Raw genomic sequence first — 20,096 nt, forward strand, 5'->3', positions numbered from 1 at the left:
CGGACGCCCATGCGCGGGGCGCGTTCACTCCACAGTCACGGACTTGGCCAGGTTGCGCGGCTGGTCGACGTCGGTGCCCTTCTGGACGGCGGTATAATAGGCCAGCAACTGGACCGGCACGGCGTAGACCAGAGGCGCGATCAGCGGGTGGCAGTCGGGGGCGTCGACGCGGCGGATGCCGGCGCCGTGCGGAGCGGGGGCGGTGGCCGGGGCGATCATGACGACGGGACCGCCGCGGGCGGCCACTTCCTGCAGGTTGGAGGCGGTCTTCTCATAGACCTCGTCCAGCGGGGCCAGGGCGATGATCGGGGTCTTCTCGTCCACCAGGGCGATGGGGCCGTGCTTCAGCTCGCCGGCGGCGTAACCCTCGGCGTGGATATAGCTGATCTCCTTCAACTTCAGCGCGCCTTCCATGGCCAGGGGGAACATGGCGCCCCGGCCCAGGAAGAGGACGTCGGTGGCCTTGGCCAGGTCGAGGGCGATGGCGCGGATCTGGCTGTCCATCTGCAGGGCCTCGGCGATCAGGCGCGGAGCCTCGAACAGGGCCTTGACCAGCGCCGCCTCTTCATCGGCGCCGATGCGGCCGCGCGCCACGCCTGCGGCAATGGCGAGCGCCAGCAAGGCCGAGACCTGGGCGGTGAAGGCCTTGGTCGAGGCGACGCCGATTTCCGGTCCTGCGTGGGTCGGCCACAGGACCTCGGCCTCGCGCGCCATCGACGAGGTGTGGACGTTGACGACGGCGGCGGTCTTCAGGCCCTGCCCCTTGCACCAGGTCAGGCTGGCCAGGGTGTCGGCGGTTTCGCCCGATTGGCTGACGGCCACGGCCACCGTGCCCGGCGTCAGGGCCGGCGAGCGATAGCGGAACTCCGAAGCGATCTCGACGTCGCAGGGCAGGCCCGCATATTTCTCGAAGGCGTATTTGCCGATCTGGCCCGCATAGAAGGCGGTGCCGCAGGCGATGATCTGGATGCGGTCGACGGCGGCGAAGTCGATGGCCTGCGTCTTGGCCGTGCCCGTCACCAGGTCAAGGTATTCCGACAGGGTGTGCTGGACGCTGTCGGGTTGTTCGTGGACTTCCTTCTCCATGAAGTGGCGATAGGAGCCCTTCTCGACCATGGCCGAGGAGGCCGAGACCTGCACGATCGCGCGGTCGGCGGGACGGCCCGAGGCGTCGAACATGCGCGCGCCCGAACGGGTCATGGCGACGTAATCGCCTTCTTCCAAATAGGAGATTTTCTGGGTGAAGGGGCCGACCGCCAGGGCGTCCGAGCCCAGATACATCTCGCCCTCGCCCCAGCCGACGACCAGAGGACTGCCGCGGCGGGCGCCCAAAATCAGCTCGTCCTCGCCCTCGATCAGGACGGCCAGGGCATAGGCGCCGGTCAGCCGATCCAGGGTCGCCTTGAAGGCGTCCAGCGGAGCCAGGCCCGCCGCCAGCTTGTGGTCCAGCAGGTGGGCGACGACCTCGGTGTCGGTCTGGCTCTCGAAGGCGCGGCCCTCGGCCTCCAGCTCGGCCTTCAGCTCGGCGAAGTTCTCGATGATGCCGTTGTGGACCAGGCAGACGCGGCCGGCCTTGTGCGGGTGGGCGTTGCTCGTGGTCGGGGCGCCGTGGGTGGCCCAGCGAGTGTGGCCGATGCCGATGGTCCCGGACAGGGGATCGACGGCCAGAACGGCCTCCAGTTCGCGGATCTTGCCCTTGGCGCGGCGGCGTTCGATACGGCCGTCGACGACGGCGGCGATGCCGGCGGAATCATAGCCGCGGTATTCCAGCCGCTTCAGGCTGTCGACCAGACGGGGAACGACAGGGCCGGCGCCCGTGATGCCGATGATGCCGCACATGAGGTCTGCTCCGATCAAGGGGCGAAGCGGTCTCGCTTTGCGCGACGCCGCCGTAAGGGGTAAGCGAGAGGGTTCCGCCCGTCTCGCCCTGTGATCTTGCGTCTAGGGGAAGCAAAGGCCGGCGACATCAAAAAATGGGTTTCGGAAGGTTTCTTTGCAAACCCTCCGGCGCCGCCAGCGAAGGACGACGCCCTTGGGCGAGAGAAAATACTTCGGCACCGACGGCATCCGTGGTCGCGCCAACACCCATCCGATGACGGCCGAGGTCGCGCTGCGGGTCGGGCTGGCGGCGGGCAAGCTGTTCCGCACCGACGACGACCGTCGCCATCTGGTGGTGATCGGCAAGGACACGCGTCTGTCCGGTTACATGATCGAGCCGGCGCTCGTCGCGGGTCTGGCCTCGGTGGGCATGGACGTGCGCACCTTCGGTCCCCTGCCGACGCCCGGCGTGGCCATGATGACGCGCTCGATGCGCGCCGATCTGGGCATCATGATCTCGGCCTCGCACAACGACTATGCGGACAACGGCATCAAGCTGTTCGGGCCGGACGGCTACAAGCTGTCGGACGAGATCGAGCTGAAGATCGAGGCCATGATGGACGAGGGTCTGGATCAGGATCTGGCGCCCGCCAACAAGCTGGGTCGGGTCAAGCGCATCGACGACGCCCCGCCGCGCTACATCGAAATCGCCAAGTCGGCCTTCCCCAAGCGGCTCAGCCTCAAGGGCCTGCGCATCGCCATCGACTGCGCCAATGGCGCCGGCTATCGCGTGGCGCCGACCACCCTCTATGAACTGGGGGCCGAGGTCTTCCCCGTCGGCGTCGAGCCGAACGGCCTGAACATCAACGCCGAATGCGGCTCGACCCATCCCGAGGCCGTGTCCGAGGCGGTGAAGCGCTATCGCTGCGACATCGGCATTGCGCTCGACGGCGACGCCGACCGGGTCATCATCTGCGACGAGAAGGGCCATGTGGTCGACGGCGACCAGATCATGGCCCTGATCGGTCTGGACTGGGCCAAGCGCGGGCGGTTGAACGGCAAGGGCGTGGTGGCCACCGTCATGTCCAACCTGGGGCTGGAGCGCCGCTTGCAGGCCGAGGGCCTGACGCTGGAGCGGACCAAGGTGGGCGACCGCTACGTCATGGAGCGGATGCGCGCCGGCGGCTTCAACATCGGCGGCGAGCAGTCGGGCCACATCATCCTGAAGGACCACGCCACGACCGGCGACGGCCTGATGGCGGCCCTGCAGGTGCTGGCGGTTCTGGTCGAAAAGGGCGTGCCGATGAGCGAGTTGGCGCGTCAGTTCGAGCCGGTGCCGCAGCTGCTGCAAAACGTGCGCTACACCGCCGGCAAGCCGCTGGAAGACGAGAAGGTCAAGGCCGCCATGGCCGAGGCGGAGGCCGCCCTGAACGGCTCCGGCCGCCTGCTGGTGCGTCCGTCGGGCACCGAGAAACTGATCCGCGTCATGGCCGAAGGCGACGACGAGGCCCTGGTCAAGCGCGTGGTCGCCGACGTCTCGGCGGCGGTGAAGGCGGCGGGCTGACGGGCGAGCGCCGCGAGCGGCGCCCGCCTTTCGCCTCAGATCGAAGCCAGGGCCTGATCCAGATCGGCCCACAGGTCCTCGACGTTTTCGATGCCGACCGACAGCCGCACCAGGTTGTCGCCGATGCCGCTGCGCGCCTTGGCCTCGGGCGTATAGTCGGAGTGGGTCATGCTGGACGGGTGCGAGGCCAGGCTCTCGGCGCCGCCCAGGCTGACGGCCAGCTTGAACAGCCGCAGGGCGTTCAGCATGCGGAAGGCCTCGGCCTCGCCGCCGGGCAACTCCAGCGAGAAGGTCGAACCCGAGCCCTTGCACTGGGCCGTGAAGATGGCCTGCTGTTCGGGCGAGGCGTCCGGCCCTCCGGCGGTCAGGACGGCGCTGATGCGCGGATCGGCGCGCAGGCGCTCGGCCAGGATCAGGGCGTTCTCCTGCGCTCGTTCCATGCGGATATGCAGGGTCTCCAGACTGCGCAGCAGCAGCCAGGCCGTGTGCGGATCGGTGTTGGTGCCGCAGATGGTGCGCATCTCGCCGACACGCGCCATCAGGTCGGCTGCGCCCATGCAGCCGCCGGCGATCAGGTCGGAGTGGCCACCGACATACTTGGTCAGGGAGTAGAGGACGAGGTCCGCCCCCAGCTCCAGCGGGCTCTGCCACAGGGGGCCGAGGAAGGTGTTGTCGACCGCGACGACCGGGCGCTCGGCCTGATCCACGGCTTTCGCTCCGGCCACGGCGCGGGCGATGTCGACCAACTGATTGGTCGGGTTGGCCGGGGTCTCCAGATAGACGGCGGCCAGACGCCCGTCGGTGGTTTTCGCCTCGGCGGCGGCCGCAGTCATGGCGGCGTCCAGGGCGTCGGCGCCCTCGGCGGCGGGGACGCTGATCGCCTTGACGCCGTAGCGGGGCAGGATGCGGTCGAACAGGTATTCGGTGCCGCCATAGGCCGGGGCCGTATAGAGGATGACGTCGCCGGGGCGGACTAGAGCCAGCATGGCGGTCGAGATGGCGGCCATGCCGGTCGAGAAGACCAGGGCCTTGTCGGCCTTGTCCCAGACGGCGAGGCGGTCCTCAAGGATTTCGAGGTTGGGGTTGTTGATGCGCGAATAGATCAGGCCCAGAGCCTCGTCCGGGTCGCGCTGGCGAAGGCCATACGCGACCTCGAAGAAGCGCTTGCCGTCCTCGGCCGACTTGAAGACGAAGGTCGACGACTGGAACAGGGGCGCCTTGATCGCCCCCTCCGACAGGGTCGGGTCATAGCCATAGCCCATCATCAGGGTTTCAGGCGCGAGGGTGCGGTCCCCAAGAACGCGGGTGCGGTGACGGTTCATTTTTGTTTTTCCTCTCCTGAACCGGTGGTAGCCGACCTTGGAAGCGCCCGCTAGCCGTCCGGTTGCTGAGGAAAGGCGCCGATTGGTGGAAGTTTCGACCGCAGGGCGGCTGGCCGGCTCAGGCCGTCAGGCGGGCAGCCAGGGCCTCGATGCGCTGGCGGATGTCCGGCACGGCGATGGTTTCCCAGAAGGCGGCGCGGGCGGGCGGGCCGATGACGAACAGAGCCGGATCGGCGGCGCCGTCGGCATGTCGGACGCGCCCGTCTTCATCGAGGTCGAGGCCCAGACCCGAGACGGCCAGACGGGCGCGGCCCTCGGCGATCAGTGCGGCGGTCAGGGGGGCGGTCGCCGCGTCGTGACCGGGACCGGTGCAGTCGATCAGCCAGGGTGCGGACAGCGTCTGCGCGGCGCCGTCGCGGGCGGTCAGACGCAGTGTGGCGGCCTCGGCGGACGCCTCGACCCTGCGGACGCGCCCGGCGCGGACGGTCAGGCGACCGTCGGCGAGCATCCGGTCCAGTTCGGCGGCGATCTCGGGCGCGATGCGGTGGCGGTGGACGTCCCACCTCGGGCGCAGATGGCGCAGGAAGCGGGCGCGCTCGGCCTCGGTCGCGGCGCGCCACAGGTCTAGCGTGATGGGGCGATAGCCCTCCATCACCCGACGCCAGCCGTGTGCTTCCGCCAGCCGCCGGGCTGCGAACAGTCGGGCGGAGAGGGGGCCGATCAGGGCTTGGGGCGGCAGGTCGACGGGGGCGTCATGCCCGGAGCCGTGAGCGCGAGGCAGCAGGCCGCGACGCGACACCGCGGTGGCCCGGCCGCGCCAGCCTTGGCTTGAGAGGCTCAGCAGAACATCGACCATGGTCAGGCCAGCGCCGAGGATCAGGACGTCGTCGTCGGGTCGGATGGGCGTCAGGGCGTCGGGCGTCCAGGGGTTGGCGATGAGGCGTCCACCTTCGCCGGCCGGGGTCGTGCGAGGGGCCGGGTTGCCGGTGGCCAGAACCACGGCGCGACCCTCGATGCGCTCGCCGGTGGACAGGATGGCGGCCTGTTTTTCAACGGCGATCGCGACGCCGTTCACGCGGCGGATCAGGGCGGGATAGGCCGCCTCGGTCGTGGCCAATCGATCGCGGATGTAGAGGCCGTAAAGGCGGCGGGGGGCGAAGCCGTTGGGATCCGCCTGATCGGGATGATGCGCCCTCAGCCAGTTGATGAAGCCGTCGGGGCGGTCGGCCAGAGCGCCCATGCGCCCGGCGCGGACGTTCAGGCGGTGAGCGTCGTTCGGCGTGGAATAGGCGACGCCCGTACCGAAGGCGTCGCCGCGTTCGATCAGGACGGAGGCCTGTCCGCGCTCGGCCAGTCGGGCGGCCAGCATGGCGCCCGAAAAGCCGCCGCCGACGATGATGACGGGCAGGGAGGAGGCGTCGCTCATCGTTCCACCTCGTCCGCGCCCGCAGCCTTCGTCAAATCCAGCTCAGATTTCCTGATTGAAGGCGCCGATCTCAGGATGGGCGGCTAGACGCGGTTTGACCTCCTTGCGGAACAGGTCGCGCATGTCGTCGGCGGAGCGCATGCTCTCGACCACCACCACCAGTTCCGGCTTGTTGGAAGAGGCGCGGACCAGGACCCAGGAGCCGTCCTCGAGGTGGACGCGCACGCCGTTGACGGTAATGGCCTCGACGATCTTGCGGCCGAGGATCGAGCCGCCTGACGCCGCCAGGTCCTCGTATTCCTTCACGATCCTGGCCAGGACGTCATACTTCAGCTCGTCGTCGCAGTGCGGCGACATGGTCAGGCTGGTCCAGGCGTCAGGCAGGGCGGACTTTAGTTCTGACAGGGACTTGCCCGGGTTGCGGTCCAGCATGGCAAGGACGGCGCCGGCCGCCACCAGGCCGTCGTCATAGCCGTGGCCCAGGTCGCCCGACAGGAAGAAGTGGCCCGACTTCTCGAACCCGGCCAGGGCCCCCAGTTCGGCGGTCTTGCGCTTGATGTAGGAGTGGCCGGTCTTCCAGTAGACGGTGGTCGCGCCATTGGCTTTCAGCACTTCGTCGGTCTTGTAGAGGCCGGTCGATTTCACGTCGACGACGAAGGTGGCGTTCGGGTGCAGGGCCGACAGGTCGCGGGCCAGCAGCAGGCCAATCTTGTCGGCGAAGATCTCCTCACCGGTGTCGTCCACCACGCCGCAGCGGTCGCCGTCGCCGTCGAAGCCCAGGGCCAGGTCAGCTCCGGTTTCCTTCACCTTTTGCGCCATCTGCACCAGCATGGCGTGATCTTCCGGGTTCGGATTATACTTGGGGAAGGTCCAGTCGAGGTCGGTGTCCATCTCGATCACTTCGGCGCCCATCAGGCGCAGGGCCTCGGGGGCGAAGGCGCCGGCGGTGCCGTTGCCGCAGGCGGCCACGACCTTGAGCGGACGCGTCAGCTTCAGCTTGGAAGCCACGTCCTTGATGTATTGCTCGCGGAAGCCCTCGACGCGCTCGACGCGGCCGCCGGGGCGGGCGACGCCCTCGCCGTTCAGGACGATGTCCTTGAGGCGGGTCATCTCATCCGGACCAAAGGTCAGGGGCGCCTGGGCGCCCATCTTGACCCCGGTCCAGCCGTTCTCGTTGTGGCTGGCCGTGACCATGGCCACGCAGGGGCAGTCCAGGGCGAACTGGGCATAATAGGCCATGGGCGACAGGGCCAGGCCGATGTCGACCACCTCCATGCCGCCTTCCAGCAGGCCGAGGATCAGGGCCTGCTTCACCGACAGGGAATAGGAGCGGAAGTCGTGGCCGACGGCGATGCGCGGACGGACGCCGACCTCATGGACATAGGTGGCCAGGCCAAGGCCGAGCGCCTGAATGCCCAGCAGGTTGATCTCTTTTTCGAGGACCCAGCGGGCGTCGTATTCGCGGAAGCCGGTCGGCTTCACCAGGGGAAGGATTTCGTACTCCGCCGTATTGGGGCGGATGTCCTGGCGCGGTTTCGACATGGGTCTTCCTGAAGCATAGGCTATTGGGCGAACGAAGTTCAGCTATCCGCCCTCAATCGTTGCGGTATAGCGGGCCACCCCGGAGAGGCCAACAACGCACGAGGGCCAAGCTGGCTGCATTCCTTTCCCGCATCGTGAAACCTTGACCGCCCCCGCGTCCACGGCCTACGCGAGGGGCTGCCATACGGAGACGCCCATGCCCCGCCTGATCCTGCTGCGCCACGGCCAGAGCCAGTGGAACCTGGAAAACCGCTTCACCGGCTGGGTGGACGTCGACCTGACTGCCGAGGGCGAGGCCCAGGCGCGTCGCGGCGGCGAGCTGATCGCCGAGGCCGGGTTCAAGCCCGCCGTCATGTTCACCTCGGTCCTGACGCGGGCCAAGCGCACCGGCGCCCTGGCGCTGGACGCGGCGGGTCTGAAGGACGTGCCGGTGGTCGAGGACTGGCGCCTGAACGAGCGCCACTACGGCGGCCTGACCGGCCTGGACAAGGCCGAGACGGCGGCCAAGCACGGCGAGGATCAGGTCAAGATCTGGCGCCGCAGCTACGATGTGCCGCCGCCGCCCCTGGCCCCGGGCGGCGAGTTCGATTTCGACGCCGACCCCCGCTACGTTGGCAAGCCGATCCCGGACACCGAGAGCCTGAAGACCACGCTGGACCGGGTCCAGCCCTATTGGGACGCCGAGATCGCGCCGCGCCTGAAGGCGGGCGAGGATGTGCTGATCGCCGCCCACGGCAACTCGCTGCGCGCTATCGTCAAGTTGCTGTTCTCGGTGCCGGACGATCAGATCGTCGGGGTCGAGATCCCGACGGGCAACCCGCTGGAGATCGATCTGGACGGCGACCTGAAGCCGGTCGCGGCGCGCTATCTGGACGAGAGCCGGGCGCAAGCCTTGCCGGTGATTGGGTGAGTACGTCGGGCAAGAGCGGGGCGGGAGACGACGCCGTCCACATGCGCCGCGCCATTGATCTGGCGCTGGCCAGCATGGGCGAGACCTGGCCCAATCCGGCGGTCGGCTGTGTCTTGGTCAAGGACGGAGTCGTGCTGGCCGAAGCCGCCACCGCGCCGGGCGGACGCCCCCACGCCGAGGAGCAGGCCGTGCCCGCCGCGGGCGAGGCCGTGAAGGGCGCGACCGCCTATGTCACGCTGGAGCCCTGCGGCGCGCGCTCGTCGGGCCGCAAGTCCTGCGCCCACTTCCTGGCCGAGGCCGGGGTGGAGCGGGTGGTGATCGCCGCGCTTGATCCGTCGCCCTTCGCCTCGGGCCGGGGCACGGAGCGTCTGCGCCAGTCGGGTCTGACGGTCGAGACCGGCCTGCTGGCCGAAGACGCCGCCGTCCTGTGCGAGGGCTTCCTGCACCGGGTCGAGACGGGACGGCCGATGGTCCGCGTCAGCGAGGACGGCAAGGGCTTCGACGGCCGCTTCGTCGCCGCGCCGCGGGCCGACCTGACGACCGAGCTCAACCGTCTGGGCGAGGCAGGCTACACCCGGCTGTGGACCCACGAGGGCGAACTGGCCGACGCCCTGCGCGAACAGGGCTTGCTGACCGAATAACTTCGGTAGGAAACGCCTGTTTCTGCAAAGCTTCCTTAATGGCCGTAAGCCATGTTGGCGGCATGAGCGATGCTGCCGACCCTGTCCGCAAGAAACCGACCCAGGCCGAGGTCGACTTGATCTGCGCCAAGCACGATCGGTTGTGGCAGGCGCGACCCGGCGGGGCGCGCGCCGTCTTCGCCTGGATGGACCTGTCAGGGCTTGTGTTGCGGGGCCGCAACCTGGCCGACGCCGACTTCGCCGCCGCCCGCCTGCACAACTGCGACCTGTCCGGGGCCAAGCTGGACAACGCCAACTTTTTCGGCGCGGACATGCAGGACATCAACCTGACCGACGCCAGCCTGCGCCGGGCCGATCTGCGCGGCGCCTGCCTGCGGGGGGCGGACCTGTCGGGCGCCGACCTGTTCGAGGCGGATCTGCGCGAAGGCACCATCGCCGCGGCGGACGGCAAGCTGGGCTTCCGCGTCATCGAGGCCCAGAAGCGCTCCGACACCCAGGCCCAGGGCGCCAGCCTGGTCGGGGCCAATCTGCAGCGCTCGCGGATGACGGGGATGGTAGCCATCGCCGCCGACTTCACCGACGCCGTCATGAAGGACTGCAAGCTGGTCCGGGCCAACCTGAAGCAGGCCAATTTCACCGGCGCCGACCTGGCCGGGGCCGACCTTTCGGGCGCTGACCTTTCCGGCGCGGACCTGACCGACGCCATCCTGGTGGGGGTCAAGGCCGCCATGTGGCGCACCGACGGGGCCAATATGGAAGGGGCGCTGACCGACAACCGTCCGGCGGGCGAATCCGTCAGCCGAATGCCCGCCGCCGAGATGCTGCGCGATCACGCCCAGTGGTGCGAGACGGGCGGGGCCGAGGGCCAGCCTTCAGTGTTCGACGGGGTCGATCTGCGCCCGCTGGAGTCCATTCGCGGGCTGAACCTGACGGCCCTGTCGGCCAAGGGGGCGGTCTTCTACGGCCTCGACATGGAGGGCGTGCAGTTACAGGGCGCGCAGCTGGAAGGCGCGGACCTGCGCTCGGCCAATTTGCGCCGCGCCGATCTGCGCGGGGCGCGGCTGGGCCGGGCCAAGCTGAACGGTTCGGACCTGCGCGAGGCCCAGTTGGGACCGCTGATGCTGGGCCCGGAACGCCTGTTGCCCGCCGATCTGTCGGGCGCGATCCTGCGCGGCGCCGACCTGTCGGGCGCGGACCTGCGCCGTGCTGTGTTGAAGGGCGCGGACCTCAGCCGGGCGGTCATGCACGGCGCCCAGATCAAGCAGGCCGACTTCACCGGCGCCCAGACCGGCGGCGCGCGCGGGCTGGACCCGGCGGATCTGAAGGCGGCCTAGGCTCAGGGGCGCACAAGAAAAAGGGGCGACGCGAACGCCGCCCCTTCCCGCTTGTTCAGACGTCAGCCGCGTTTAGGCGGCCTTTTTCGCCTTGCTGCTCTTGTCCTCGATTAGCTTGCCGGTCGCGATCTCGATGCGGCGCGGCTTGAGGGCCTCTGGCAGTTCGCGCTGCAGGTCGATGGTCAGCAGGCCGTTCGACAGATCGGCGCCCTTGACCACCACATAGTCGGCCAGCTGGAAGCGGCGCTCGAAGTCGCGCTCGGCCAGGCCGCGGTGCAGATAGGTCTTCTGAGGGGCCGTGTCGTCGTTGGCGGCCTTCTTGCCGGTGACGGTCAGCGAGTTTTCCTTGGCCTCGATGTTCAGCTCGTCGGGCGAGAAGCCGGCGACGGCGATCTCGATGCGATAGGCGTTCTCGCCGGTCGTCTCGATATTGTAGGGGGGCCAGCCGTTTTCCTGGCTGGAGCGCGCTGCGCTTTCCAGCTGGCGGGCCAGACGGTCGAAACCGACGGCGGAACGGTACAGCGGCGAGAAATCATAGGTACGCATGGGTCATCCTTCTGACATTCAGCAAGGTTGAACCGCCCGGCGATTTTGCCCCGGACGGCGGAGGGTTTCAGTCCCGGCGGTCCGAAATCGGCCCCGTCAGGTCTGGAGAGCCCGGGATCGGCGCTCTCGGAGAAAGAGGTAGGCGCGCTTTTTCGCTCCGCAAGGGGCTGTCGAAACGGGCCGGGGCGCGCGAAATCGTCGCTTGGCCCAATCCGCGCCTTGCCGAGGCCGCGAAGCGCCGTAAGGGTTACAGATTGTTTCTTTCAGGATCGACCGGAGCCCCCATGCGACCCCTCGTCCTCGCCGCCATCCTGGCGTCCGCCCTCGCCACGCCCGCTATCGCCCAGAACGCGCCGCCCGAGACGCCGCCTCTGCAGCACCGTCAGGGCCTGTCGATGGAGATGCCGACGGTCGAGGAAGACGCCGCGCTGCAGGCCGCGGTCGCCTCCACCGCCCGGCCCGAGGCTGACCGCGCCCGCGACAGCCAGCGCCATCCGTTCGAGACGCTGACCTTCTGGGGCCTGCAGCCCGGACTGACCGTGGTCGAGATCGAGCCCGGCCGCGCTAGCTGGTGGCGCAACATCCTGGAGCCCTATGCGGCGGCGACCAGCGGCCGCTACGTTGCTGTCAGCAAGCCGATCGAGAGCATGGGCGTCGAGGACGGAACTGCCGATATGGTCGTGGTGGCCCGCGCCTTCCACAACTGGTCGGGCGACGGTCGCACCGACCCCTATCTGGCCGCCTTCTTCAAGGCGCTGAAGCCGGGCGGCGTCCTGGCGGTCGAGCAGCACCGCAGCGTCGACGGCCTGAACGTGGCCGACGTCGCCCCGACCGGCTACGTCCCCGAGAGCTACGTCATTCACGCCGCTCGTCGCGCCGGGTTCGAGCTGGAGGCGCGCAGCGAGCTGAACGCCAACGCCAAGGACGATCGCGACCACCCGTTCGGCGTCTGGACCCTGCCGCCGACGCGCAGTTCGCAGAAGGACGGCCGCGTCCTGACGGCTGAGGAACGCGCCGCCTTCGACGCCATCGGCGAGAGCGACCGCATGACCCTGCGTTTCCGCAAGCCCGAGGCCGCGAACTGATGCCGTCTGCGGTTTTGACCCTGGCGGAGAAGCGTCTTAAGCCCCGGCCCATGATGATCCTGACTCAGGGAGGCGCGCATGGCTGAGCGTTCGACGCGACGCGCGGTTCTGGCGGGCACCTGCATGGCCGCCTTCGCCGGCCTGGCCGCCTGCGGCAAGAAGGAAGAGAAGGCAGCGCCCCAGGCGCCCGCCGTTCCCGCAGGGCCGCCCGAAGGCTCGCTGGAATGGGCCGTGGCCGGCTCGTGGCGCTCTGCGGCCGACAAGGCGCGTGACGCCTGGCGTCACCCGGCCGAGACACTGCGCTTCTTCGGCCTGCAGCCCAAGATGACGGTGGTCGACTTCTGGCCGGGCAGCGGCTGGTACATCGAGATTCTGGCGCCCTATCTGAACAAGGGCGGCGGGGCTCTCTATCTGGCGGGCTTCGCTGAAGGACCGGCGGCGGAACCGGCCCAGGTCGCGATCAACAACGCCCTGAAGGCCCGCCTTCTGGCCGACAAGAAGCTTTACGGGGACGTCCAGTTCACTGCCTTCGGTCCCACGACCGGGCCAGTGGCGCCCGCCGGGACGGCCGACCTGGTCCTGTTCATGCGCTACATCCACGCCTGGATGGCGGCGGGGATCGCCGAGAAGGCCTTCGCCGACGCCTTCGCCGCCCTGCGCCCCGGCGGCGTGCTGGGTGTCGAACAGCATCGTCTGCAGCCGGACGAGGATCAGGATCCGGCGGCGGCCAACGGCTATGTGCAGGAAGCCTTCGTCAAGCAACTGGCCGCCGAGGCCGGCTTCGTCTTCGTCGAGGCGTCCGAGATCAACGCCAATCCGGCCGACACCAAGGACCACCCCTTCGGGGCCGACACCCTGGCGCCCATCCGCCTGACGGCGCCCATGGGCCAGCCGGCCAATCCCGAGTTCGACCGCACCAAATACGACGCGATCGGCGAGAGCGATCGCATGACCTTGAAGTTCAGGAAGCCCGAGTGAACCGCGCCACCGCCTTCGCCGCCCATGCGCCCCTGATGGGGGTTCCCGGCGCCGCTTCGCCCCCGGGCGGAGAGGGAGACTGGTTTCGCGGCGCGGGCGGGCTGCGCCTGCGCGCCGCCCTGTGGACGCCGTCGGCCATGGTGGCCAAGACGCCTCGCGGCACGGTGGTGCTGAGCCCTGGGCGCACCGAGCCGATCGAGAAGTATTTCGAAGTCATCGGCAACTTCCTGGCGCGCGGCTTCTGCGTCCTGGCCCACGACTGGCGGGGGCAGGGACTGTCGGCCCGGTTGCTGCCTGACCGGCTGCGCGGTCACGCCCGCGCGGTCGAGGAGTTCCTGGACGACTACGCCCGCCTGCTGGACGCCTACGAGACCAAGGCCCCCAAGCCCTGGATCATGGTCGGTCACTCGATGGGCGGGGCGCTGAACCTGCTGTCGCTGGAAGCCGGCGAGGACCGGTTCGCGGGCGCCCTGCTGTCCAGCCCCATGCTGCGCATCAAGACCGGCAAGCGGTCGATGTGGACGGTCAAGCTGGCGGTGAGGTGGAATCTGCGCCATGGCAAGGCGGGCGACTATGTGCTGGATAATCCCGACGATCCCTTCGACCACACCTTCGAGAAGGACGGGTTGACCTCGGATCGCAACCGCTACGACCTGTGGCGTCAGCAGCTCTACGCCTGCCCGCACCTGGCCATCGGCGGTCCGACCTGGGGCTGGCTGGCCTTCGCGCTCGACGCGGGCGAGCGGGCGCTGAAACCGCGCGCGCTGAAGTCGGTCAAGATCCCGGTCTGCGTGGTTCAGGCATCCGACGACGACAAGGTCTGGAAGCAGACCAACCGTTGGGCGGCGCGCCGTCTGGGCCGGGGCCGCTATGTTGAGGTGCCGGGTTCGCTGCACGAGGTCATGATGGAGGCCGACCCGCTGCGCGGCGTCTTCCTCGACGAGTTCGACGCCCTGGCCGGCTATGTCGCCCCGGCCGAAGGTCAGGCGGCGACCGTCGCCCCGGCCAGGGTCGCCGACTAGGCGTTCAGGACGGCCAGGGCCTGATCGGTCAGGGCGACGTCGCCGACCGCCAGGATGCGGCCGTCGCCATCCGGCGCCTGGCCGGTCCAGCTCGTGACCTTGCCGCCGGCCGCCTCGATGACCGGCTTGAGGGCCGACCAGTCCCAGATCTTCAGTTCGGTCTCGGCCACCAGGTCGATGCGCCCCGCCGCCACCATGGCGTAGGCGTAGGCGTCACAGCCCAGCCGCGCCAGTCGAGCGGAGGCGCGCAACCGCGTCCAGGCCTCGCGGTCGGCGCCGACGAAGATGTCGGGGTCGGTGGTGGCGATCAGGGCGTCGGACAGGGCGGAACAGGCGCGGGTCTTCAGCGGCGTCTCGGCTCCGTCGCGCAGCAGACGGGCGCCCGAGGGACCGCCGAGGAAGATCTCGTTCAGATAGGGCTGGCCGATGGCGCCGATCACCGGCGCGCCCTCGTGGCGCAGGGCGATCAATGTGGTCCACAAGGGCAGGCCGGCGATGAAGGCGCGGGTGCCGTCGATGGGATCCAGCACCCAGACGTGCTCGGCGTCGGGGCGGTCCTCGCCGTATTCCTCGCCGATGACGCCGTGCTCGGGATAACGGGCGGCGATCAGCCGGCGGATGGCCGCTTCAGCAGCGCGATCGGCCTCGGTGACGGGGTCGAAGGCGCCGGGTCCGGCCTTGTTCTCCTCGGCGTTGTCGCCGCGGAAATAGGGCAGGGCGGTGCGCGCGGCCTCTTGCGACAGTTCGACGGCGAAGACTTCCAACTCGGTCATGCCGGGCTGATACACCGCCCGTCGTCCGGGAGCGAGGGGGCCGGTCCGGATGACGTCAGGCGGCTTCGTCGCGGGCGAAGGGTTCAATGCCGGTCGCAGCGGCGGGGCGCTCGCCCGCTTCGCCCAGGCCGTCGTAGAAATAGCTGACCGGGGTCGACAGGGCTTCGGCCAACTCCCACAGGCGGGCGGCCGAGATGCGGTTGGCGCCGCATTCGTATTTCTGGACCTGCTGGAAGCGCACACCGACCTGAACGGCCAGCTGCTGCTGGGTCAGACCCAGCAGACGACGGCGGCGACGCAGGCGACGGCCCAGGTGAAGATCGATATCGGCGGCCATGACGGCCCCTCCCTCTAGTCTCGGCGCTGTACCGGATCGGCACGACTGGACCGATATGCCGCAAGCCCCGTGCCGAGTTCGCCTGGGACGCGAACGGCCTGGCTTGGGGGGAGGCAACCGCCGGGCGGTCAGCGCATTACGGTCAAGGCATCAAGCCTGACATTGAGGGAGGCTACGCATGAGTGGATTTGGATTCATCGCCTGGATCATCATCGGCATTATCGCCGGGTGGCTGGCGGAAAAGATCATGAAACGCAGCCATGGACTGCTGACCAACCTGATCGTCGGCGTCATCGGCGCTCTGATCGGCGGCTTCCTGGCCAACAACCTTCTGGGCGTGGACGCGGCCGGCAACTGGATCGTGGGCATCATCGTCGCCACAATCGGCGCCGTGGTCCTTCTGTTCCTGCTGGGACTGGTGAAAAAGCGGGCCTGATCTGGCCCGGAACGACAAAGGGGCGGCCGTCGGGCCGCCCCTTCTTCATTTCATCTCGCCGACGTCAGCGATCAGGCGGCGGGTTCGTCCGCCGCAGGCGTTTCGGCCGGTTCGGCGTCACTGCTGTTGGGACCGCCGATGGGGGCGGCAGCCTGGAAGTCGGACAGGCTGGCGTTGACGATGATGGCGTCGCCGTCCTGGCGGATGCCGGCCACCGGCACCGGACGGACCGAACCGTCGGCGCCGCGCACGGTCAGTTCCTGACCGGCGGCGCCGTTCTGGGCGCCGACCAGTTTGCCGAGTTCCGAGCCGTCGGCGCTTTTGACCACAGCGCCGGGCGTCAGCGACAGGCTTTGGGGTTGAGCCGGGGCCGCCTCAGCGGTAGCCGGTTCGGGCGTCTGCGGCGTCGTGGCGTCTTGTGCGAACACAGGGGCGGCGATGAGGAAGGCGCCGGCGATGCCGGTCAGAAGGGCGGTCTTGCGGATCATGAGGTCACTCCGGTTGAGCGAGTCTGGCGCTCGCGAAAAGGTGAACTCGCTGCGTTTCGGATTGTTTCAGTCGCCTAGAAATGACCTTTTCAGCGCCGCAAACGGCCGATTCCCGATCTATAAAGGGCCGTTGGCCCAAGAGGATGAATGACGAAGACGAAACGACCAGGCGGAGCAGGGCGGATCCTTCAACGACTGGGGGGGCTGGTCTATGAACTGACGCCGCAGGTCTTCGCCGTGGCCTCGTTCATTCTGGGGGCGGTCATGCTGCTGTCGGCGGCGACGCCGGCCTTCAGCGGACGGCTGCAGGCGCTGGACCGTATCTCGGCCCCCCTGCTGATCGACCTGTCGCATTTCGCGGCCAGCGTGACCGGCTTCCTGCTGCTGCTGGTGTCGGCGGGTCTGTGGCGACGGCGTCGCGGCGCCTATTACGCCGCCCTGTTCGGCCTGATGCTGGGCGCCGTCTTTTCGCTGATGAAGGGGCTGGATTGGGAAGAGGCGGCTGAACTGACCCTGGCGGCCGCCCTGCTGCTGCCGTGCCGGGCGGCCTTCAACCGCCGTTCGCGGCTGGGCGAGCCGCTGCGGCCGGGCTGGCTGCTGATGCTGGCCGCCGCCGTCGCCGCCATGCTGTGGCTGGGCTTCTTCGCCTATCGCGACACCGCCTATACCGACGAACTGTGGTGGACCTTCCTGACTGACAAGCAGGCCTCGGGCTTCCTGCGGGCCGGGGCGGTTCTGGCGATCCTGACCCTGGCCGTGGCGGTGCGCTCGCTGCTGACGGCGCCGGGCGCCCGCAGCCACGGCCCGGCGAGCTCGGGCGAGATCGAGCGCGCCCGTGCCGCCCTTGATCAGGCGGATACCGCCGCGCCGGAGGCCAGTCTGGCCCTACTGGGCGACAAGGCCCTGTTGTTCAGCCCGTCCGGGCAAAGCTTTATCGCCTATCGGGTGCGGGGGCGGCGCTGGATCGCCATGGGCGAACCGGCGGGGTTGAGGGCGGAGCGGCTGGACCTGCTATGGGCCTTTGCCGAGATGGCGGACAGCTATGGCGGAGCGCCGGTCTTCTATTCGGTCGACGAAGGCATGCTGGCCGATCTGGCGACCCTCGGTCTGGCTGTGCGCAAGGTGGGCGAGGCCGCCGTCATCGACGCCGAGCATTTCTCGACCGAGGGCAAGGGCAAGCAAAACCTGCGCACCGCCGTGAATCGGGCCGAACGCGAGGGCGCGACCTTTGAAGTGTTGGCGCCCGGCGCTGTCCGGCCGCTGGAGGCCGAGTTGCGAGCCGTGTCGGACGCCTGGCTGGATCACCACAACGGATCGGAAAAGGCCTTCTCTCTGGGGCGGTTCGACATCGACTATCTCGACCGTTCGCCGGTCGCCGTGGCCCGCGAGGGCGGACGTATCGTCGCCTTCGCCAATCTGTTGACGGGCGCACGCGGCGAAGAGGCGATGATCGACCTGATGCGCCACGACCCGGAAGGGCCGCACGGGATCATGGACTATCTGTTCACTCGCACCGCCCAGTGGGCGCGCGCTGAAGGCTTCAAGCGTTTTGACCTCGGGATGGCCCCCCTCTCGGGGCTGGAGGACCGGCGTCTGGCTCCCGTCTTCGCCCGGGTCGGCGCCCTGGTGTTCGAGGAGGGCGGGGCGGTTTACGGCTTCCAGGGCCTGCGCGCCTACAAGTCCAAGTTCGGACCCGTCTGGCGGCCGAAATTCATCGCCGCTTCCACCAGCACTCCGCTGGCCCTAGCCCTGCTGGACGTGGCCCTGCTGACCAGCGGTGGCTGGCTGGGGCTGTTGGGGCTGAGGAAGTAGCTCAACTCCTCCCGTCATCCCCGGACGATCTGAAGGGTCGATCCGGGACCGCAGGAAGCTATGGCCGTTCAGTGTGAGCGGTCCCGGCTCTCCGTGCGCTGCAGCGGGGATGACGTATAGGGAAACGGTCTCAAGCAGCTCGAATGGCGATAGGTCCAAGACAAGACGCCCCAACAAAAAAGGCGACCCGCGAGGGTCGCCTTCTTCGTTTGGTCCGCTCGTCAGTCCTATTCGGGGCGGACGCGCTTCTTGCGGAACGAGGGGTTCAGCGTCTGCTTGCGCAGGCGGATCGACTTGGGCGTGACTTCGACCAGTTCGTCTTCCTCGATGTAGGCGATGGCCTGTTCCAGCGACATCTGGCGCGGCGGGGTCAGGCGAACCGACTCGTCCTTGCCTGCGGCGCGGACGTTGGTCAGCTGCTTGCCCTTGATCGGGTTGACGTCGAGGTCGTCCCAGCGGCTGTTCTCGCCGATGATCATGCCCTGGTAGGTCTTTTCGCCGGCGCCGACGAACATGACGCCGCGGTCTTCCAGGTTCCAAAGGGCGAAGGCGGCGGTTTCACCGTCCGAGTTCGAGATCAGCACGCCCTTCAGGCGGCCCTCGATGGCGCCCTTGTGCGGCTCATAGTGCGAGAAGACGCGGTTCAGAACGCCCGAGCCGCGCGTGTCGGTCAGGAACTCGCCCTGATAGCCGATCAGCGAACGCGACGGGCACTTCAGCTGGATGCGGGTCTTGCCGGCGCCCGAGGGGCCCATGTCGGTCATTTCGGCCTTACGGGCCGACAGCTTCTCGATGACGATGCCCGAGAACTCGTCGTCGACGTCGACCATGACGTCTTCGATCGGCTCCAGCTTTTCGCCGTTCTCGCCGGTCTGGAAGACCACGCGCGGACGCGAGATCGAAACTTCGAAGCCTTCGCGACGCATGTTCTCGATCAGAACGCCCAGCTGGAGTTCGCCGCGGCCGGCGACTTCATAGGCGTCGCCGCCTTCGGTGGTGGTGACGCGGATGGCGACGTTGGCTTCGGCTTCCTTCAGCAGGCGGTCGCGGATGACGCGCGACTGGACCTTGTCGCCTTCGCGACCGGCCAGCGGGCTGTCGTTGACCGAGACGGTCATCGAGATGGTCGGCGGGTCGATCGGCTGGGCCGGCAGGGCGTCGACGACTTCCATGGCGCACAGGGTGTCGGCCACGGTGGCCTTGGACATGCCGGCGATGGCGACGATGTCGCCTGCTTCCGAACCCTCGTCCAGGGCCTGACGCTTCAGGCCGCGGAAGGCCAGAACCTTGGTGATGCGGCCGCGCTCGATTTCCTTGCCGTCACGGTCCAGGGCGTGGATGGCCATGCCGGGCACGGCCTTGCCGCTCTGGATGCGGCCGGTCAGCAGGCGGCCCAGGAAGGGGTCGCTTTCGATCAGGACGTTCAGCATCTGGAACGGCTTGTCGCGGTTTTCCTGAACCTTGGGCGCCGGGACGTGCTCGACGATCAGGTCGAACAGCGGGGCCAGGTTGTCGTTGGGGGTGTTCAGGTCCAGCGTCGCCCAGCCCGAACGGCCCGAGGCGTAGATATGCGGGAAGTCCAGTTGCTCGTCGGTCGCGCCGATGGCGGCGAACAGGTCGAAGGTCTCGTTGTGGACGCGGTCCGGGTCGGCGTGGGCGCGGTCGACCTTGTTGATGCAGAGGATGGGCTTGAGGCCCATCTTCAGCGCCTTGGTCAGCACGAACTTGGTCTGGGGCATGACGCCCTCTTCAGCGTCGACCAGGATGACGCAGCCGTCCACCATGCCCAGGATGCGCTCGACTTCGCCGCCGAAGTCGGCGTGGCCGGGGGTGTCGATGATGTTGATGCGAGTTTCGCCGGCCTTGCCGTTCCACAGCACCGAGGTGCACTTGGCCAGGATGGTGATGCCGCGCTCTTTTTCCTGGTCGCCGGAGTCCATGGCGCGCTCAGTGGTGGCTTCGTTGGCTCGGAAGACGCCGGACTGAGCCAGCAGGGCGTCAACCATGGTGGTCTTGCCGTGGTCAACGTGGGCGATGATAGCGACGTTACGAAGGTTCATTT

17 protein-coding genes and 1 pseudogene are annotated in these 20,096 nt (G+C 68.5%); 9 read left to right on the forward strand and 9 right to left on the reverse strand.

What is annotated here, in order from left to right:
• Positions 1 to 24: 24 nt before the first annotated feature.
• Positions 25 to 1,839 (reverse strand): glutamine--fructose-6-phosphate transaminase (isomerizing), encoded by a 1,815-nt coding sequence (gene glmS, locus ACIQTU_RS01760; RefSeq protein ID WP_400541422.1) that lies wholly within the window; start codon positions 1,837 to 1,839, stop codon positions 25 to 27.
• A 193-nt stretch (positions 1,840 to 2,032) separates the two neighbouring features.
• On the opposite strand from glmS, the gene glmM reads away from it, so the two are divergent.
• Positions 2,033 to 3,382 carry a phosphoglucosamine mutase gene (glmM, locus tag ACIQTU_RS01765; protein ID WP_400541425.1) on the forward strand — a complete coding sequence of 450 codons (1,350 nt, stop codon included), beginning with the start codon at positions 2,033 to 2,035 and terminating at the stop codon, positions 3,380 to 3,382.
• 35 nt (positions 3,383 to 3,417) lie between these two features.
• On the opposite strand, the gene ACIQTU_RS01770 is transcribed toward glmM, so the two are convergent.
• From ACIQTU_RS01770 to ACIQTU_RS01780, 3 genes are all read right to left on the reverse strand, one after another.
• Positions 3,418 to 4,704, reverse strand: coding sequence for a cystathionine gamma-synthase family protein (locus ACIQTU_RS01770; protein WP_400541428.1), 1,287 nt, complete (start codon positions 4,702 to 4,704; stop codon positions 3,418 to 3,420).
• A gap of 118 nt (positions 4,705 to 4,822) precedes the next feature.
• Positions 4,823 to 6,130: an FAD/NAD(P)-binding protein gene (locus ACIQTU_RS01775; RefSeq protein WP_400541431.1), complete on the reverse strand. Its 1,308-nt coding sequence runs from the start codon at positions 6,128 to 6,130 to the stop codon at positions 4,823 to 4,825.
• A gap of 42 nt (positions 6,131 to 6,172) precedes the next feature.
• The gene (locus ACIQTU_RS01780) at positions 6,173 to 7,672 is read right to left on the reverse strand and encodes a phosphomannomutase/phosphoglucomutase (RefSeq protein WP_400541434.1); all 1,500 of its coding nucleotides are present in this window, start codon (positions 7,670 to 7,672) and stop codon (positions 6,173 to 6,175) included.
• Positions 7,673 to 7,868: 196 nt separating this feature from the next.
• On the opposite strand from ACIQTU_RS01780, the gene gpmA reads away from it, so the two are divergent.
• The 3 genes from gpmA to ACIQTU_RS01795 all read left to right on the forward strand — a co-directional run bounded on the left by gpmA (position 7,869) and on the right by ACIQTU_RS01795 (position 10,557).
• Positions 7,869 to 8,582: a 2,3-diphosphoglycerate-dependent phosphoglycerate mutase gene (gene gpmA / locus ACIQTU_RS01785; RefSeq protein ID WP_400541437.1), complete on the forward strand. Its 714-nt coding sequence runs from the start codon at positions 7,869 to 7,871 to the stop codon at positions 8,580 to 8,582.
• Positions 8,583 to 8,623: 41 nt separating this feature from the next.
• Positions 8,624 to 9,223: a bifunctional diaminohydroxyphosphoribosylaminopyrimidine deaminase/5-amino-6-(5-phosphoribosylamino)uracil reductase RibD gene (locus ACIQTU_RS01790; RefSeq protein WP_400543727.1), complete on the forward strand. Its 600-nt coding sequence runs from the start codon at positions 8,624 to 8,626 to the stop codon at positions 9,221 to 9,223.
• A gap of 62 nt (positions 9,224 to 9,285) precedes the next feature.
• Positions 9,286 to 10,557 (forward strand): pentapeptide repeat-containing protein, encoded by a 1,272-nt coding sequence (locus tag ACIQTU_RS01795; RefSeq protein ID WP_400541440.1) that lies wholly within the window; start codon positions 9,286 to 9,288, stop codon positions 10,555 to 10,557.
• 72 nt (positions 10,558 to 10,629) lie between these two features.
• Here the strand turns inward: ACIQTU_RS01795 and ACIQTU_RS01800 are convergent, their stop codons facing one another.
• Entirely contained in the window at positions 10,630 to 11,103 is a 474-nt protein-coding gene (locus tag ACIQTU_RS01800; protein ID WP_400541443.1) for an Hsp20 family protein, read from the reverse strand.
• Positions 11,104 to 11,387: 284 nt separating this feature from the next.
• Between ACIQTU_RS01800 and ACIQTU_RS01805 the strand changes: the two genes are divergently transcribed.
• From ACIQTU_RS01805 to ACIQTU_RS01815, 3 genes are all read left to right on the forward strand, one after another.
• On the forward strand, positions 11,388 to 12,188 hold the full coding sequence (locus tag ACIQTU_RS01805) for a class I SAM-dependent methyltransferase (protein ID WP_400541446.1): 801 nt from the start codon (positions 11,388 to 11,390) through the stop codon (positions 12,186 to 12,188).
• A 78-nt stretch (positions 12,189 to 12,266) separates the two neighbouring features.
• Entirely contained in the window at positions 12,267 to 13,166 is a 900-nt protein-coding gene (locus tag ACIQTU_RS01810; protein WP_400541449.1) for a class I SAM-dependent methyltransferase, read from the forward strand.
• Positions 13,163 to 14,188 (forward strand): alpha/beta fold hydrolase, encoded by a 1,026-nt coding sequence (locus ACIQTU_RS01815; protein WP_400541452.1) that lies wholly within the window; start codon positions 13,163 to 13,165, stop codon positions 14,186 to 14,188. The genes ACIQTU_RS01810 and ACIQTU_RS01815 overlap by 4 nt, the downstream gene beginning before the upstream one ends.
• Here the strand turns inward: ACIQTU_RS01815 and hisN are convergent.
• Both hisN and ACIQTU_RS01825 read right to left on the reverse strand, forming a co-directional pair.
• Positions 14,185 to 14,961, reverse strand: a complete 777-nt coding sequence (gene hisN / locus ACIQTU_RS01820) for a histidinol-phosphatase (RefSeq protein WP_400541455.1) — start codon at positions 14,959 to 14,961, stop codon at positions 14,185 to 14,187. The two genes, ACIQTU_RS01815 and hisN, sit on opposite strands and share 4 nt — an antisense overlap.
• 64 nt (positions 14,962 to 15,025) lie before the next feature.
• A pseudogene (locus ACIQTU_RS01825) lies at positions 15,026 to 15,298 on the reverse strand (helix-turn-helix domain-containing protein); the annotation flags it as partial.
• A 178-nt stretch (positions 15,299 to 15,476) separates the two neighbouring features.
• Here ACIQTU_RS01825 and ACIQTU_RS01830 point away from each other — a divergent pair.
• A complete protein-coding gene (locus ACIQTU_RS01830) occupies positions 15,477 to 15,734 on the forward strand; it encodes a GlsB/YeaQ/YmgE family stress response membrane protein (protein WP_400541458.1) in 258 nt (85 codons plus the stop codon).
• A gap of 71 nt (positions 15,735 to 15,805) precedes the next feature.
• Here ACIQTU_RS01830 and ACIQTU_RS01835 read toward each other — a convergent pair whose 3' ends face one another.
• Complete coding sequence (locus ACIQTU_RS01835) at positions 15,806 to 16,222, reverse strand: superoxide dismutase (RefSeq protein ID WP_400541461.1); 417 nt, start codon at positions 16,220 to 16,222, stop codon at positions 15,806 to 15,808.
• 147 nt (positions 16,223 to 16,369) lie between these two features.
• Between ACIQTU_RS01835 and ACIQTU_RS01840 the strand changes: the two genes are divergently transcribed.
• The gene (locus ACIQTU_RS01840) at positions 16,370 to 18,034 is read left to right on the forward strand and encodes a phosphatidylglycerol lysyltransferase domain-containing protein (RefSeq protein ID WP_400541463.1); all 1,665 of its coding nucleotides are present in this window, start codon (positions 16,370 to 16,372) and stop codon (positions 18,032 to 18,034) included.
• 227 nt (positions 18,035 to 18,261) lie between these two features.
• On the opposite strand, the gene typA is transcribed toward ACIQTU_RS01840, so the two are convergent.
• Complete coding sequence (typA, locus tag ACIQTU_RS01845; RefSeq protein WP_400541466.1) at positions 18,262 to 20,094, reverse strand: translational GTPase TypA; 1,833 nt, start codon at positions 20,092 to 20,094, stop codon at positions 18,262 to 18,264.
• Between the last annotated feature and the right edge of the window lie 2 nt (positions 20,095 to 20,096).

The sequence above is a fragment of the Brevundimonas sp. NPDC090276 genome (assembly GCF_044772165.1).
Taxonomy (GTDB): Bacteria; Pseudomonadota; Alphaproteobacteria; order Caulobacterales; family Caulobacteraceae; genus Brevundimonas.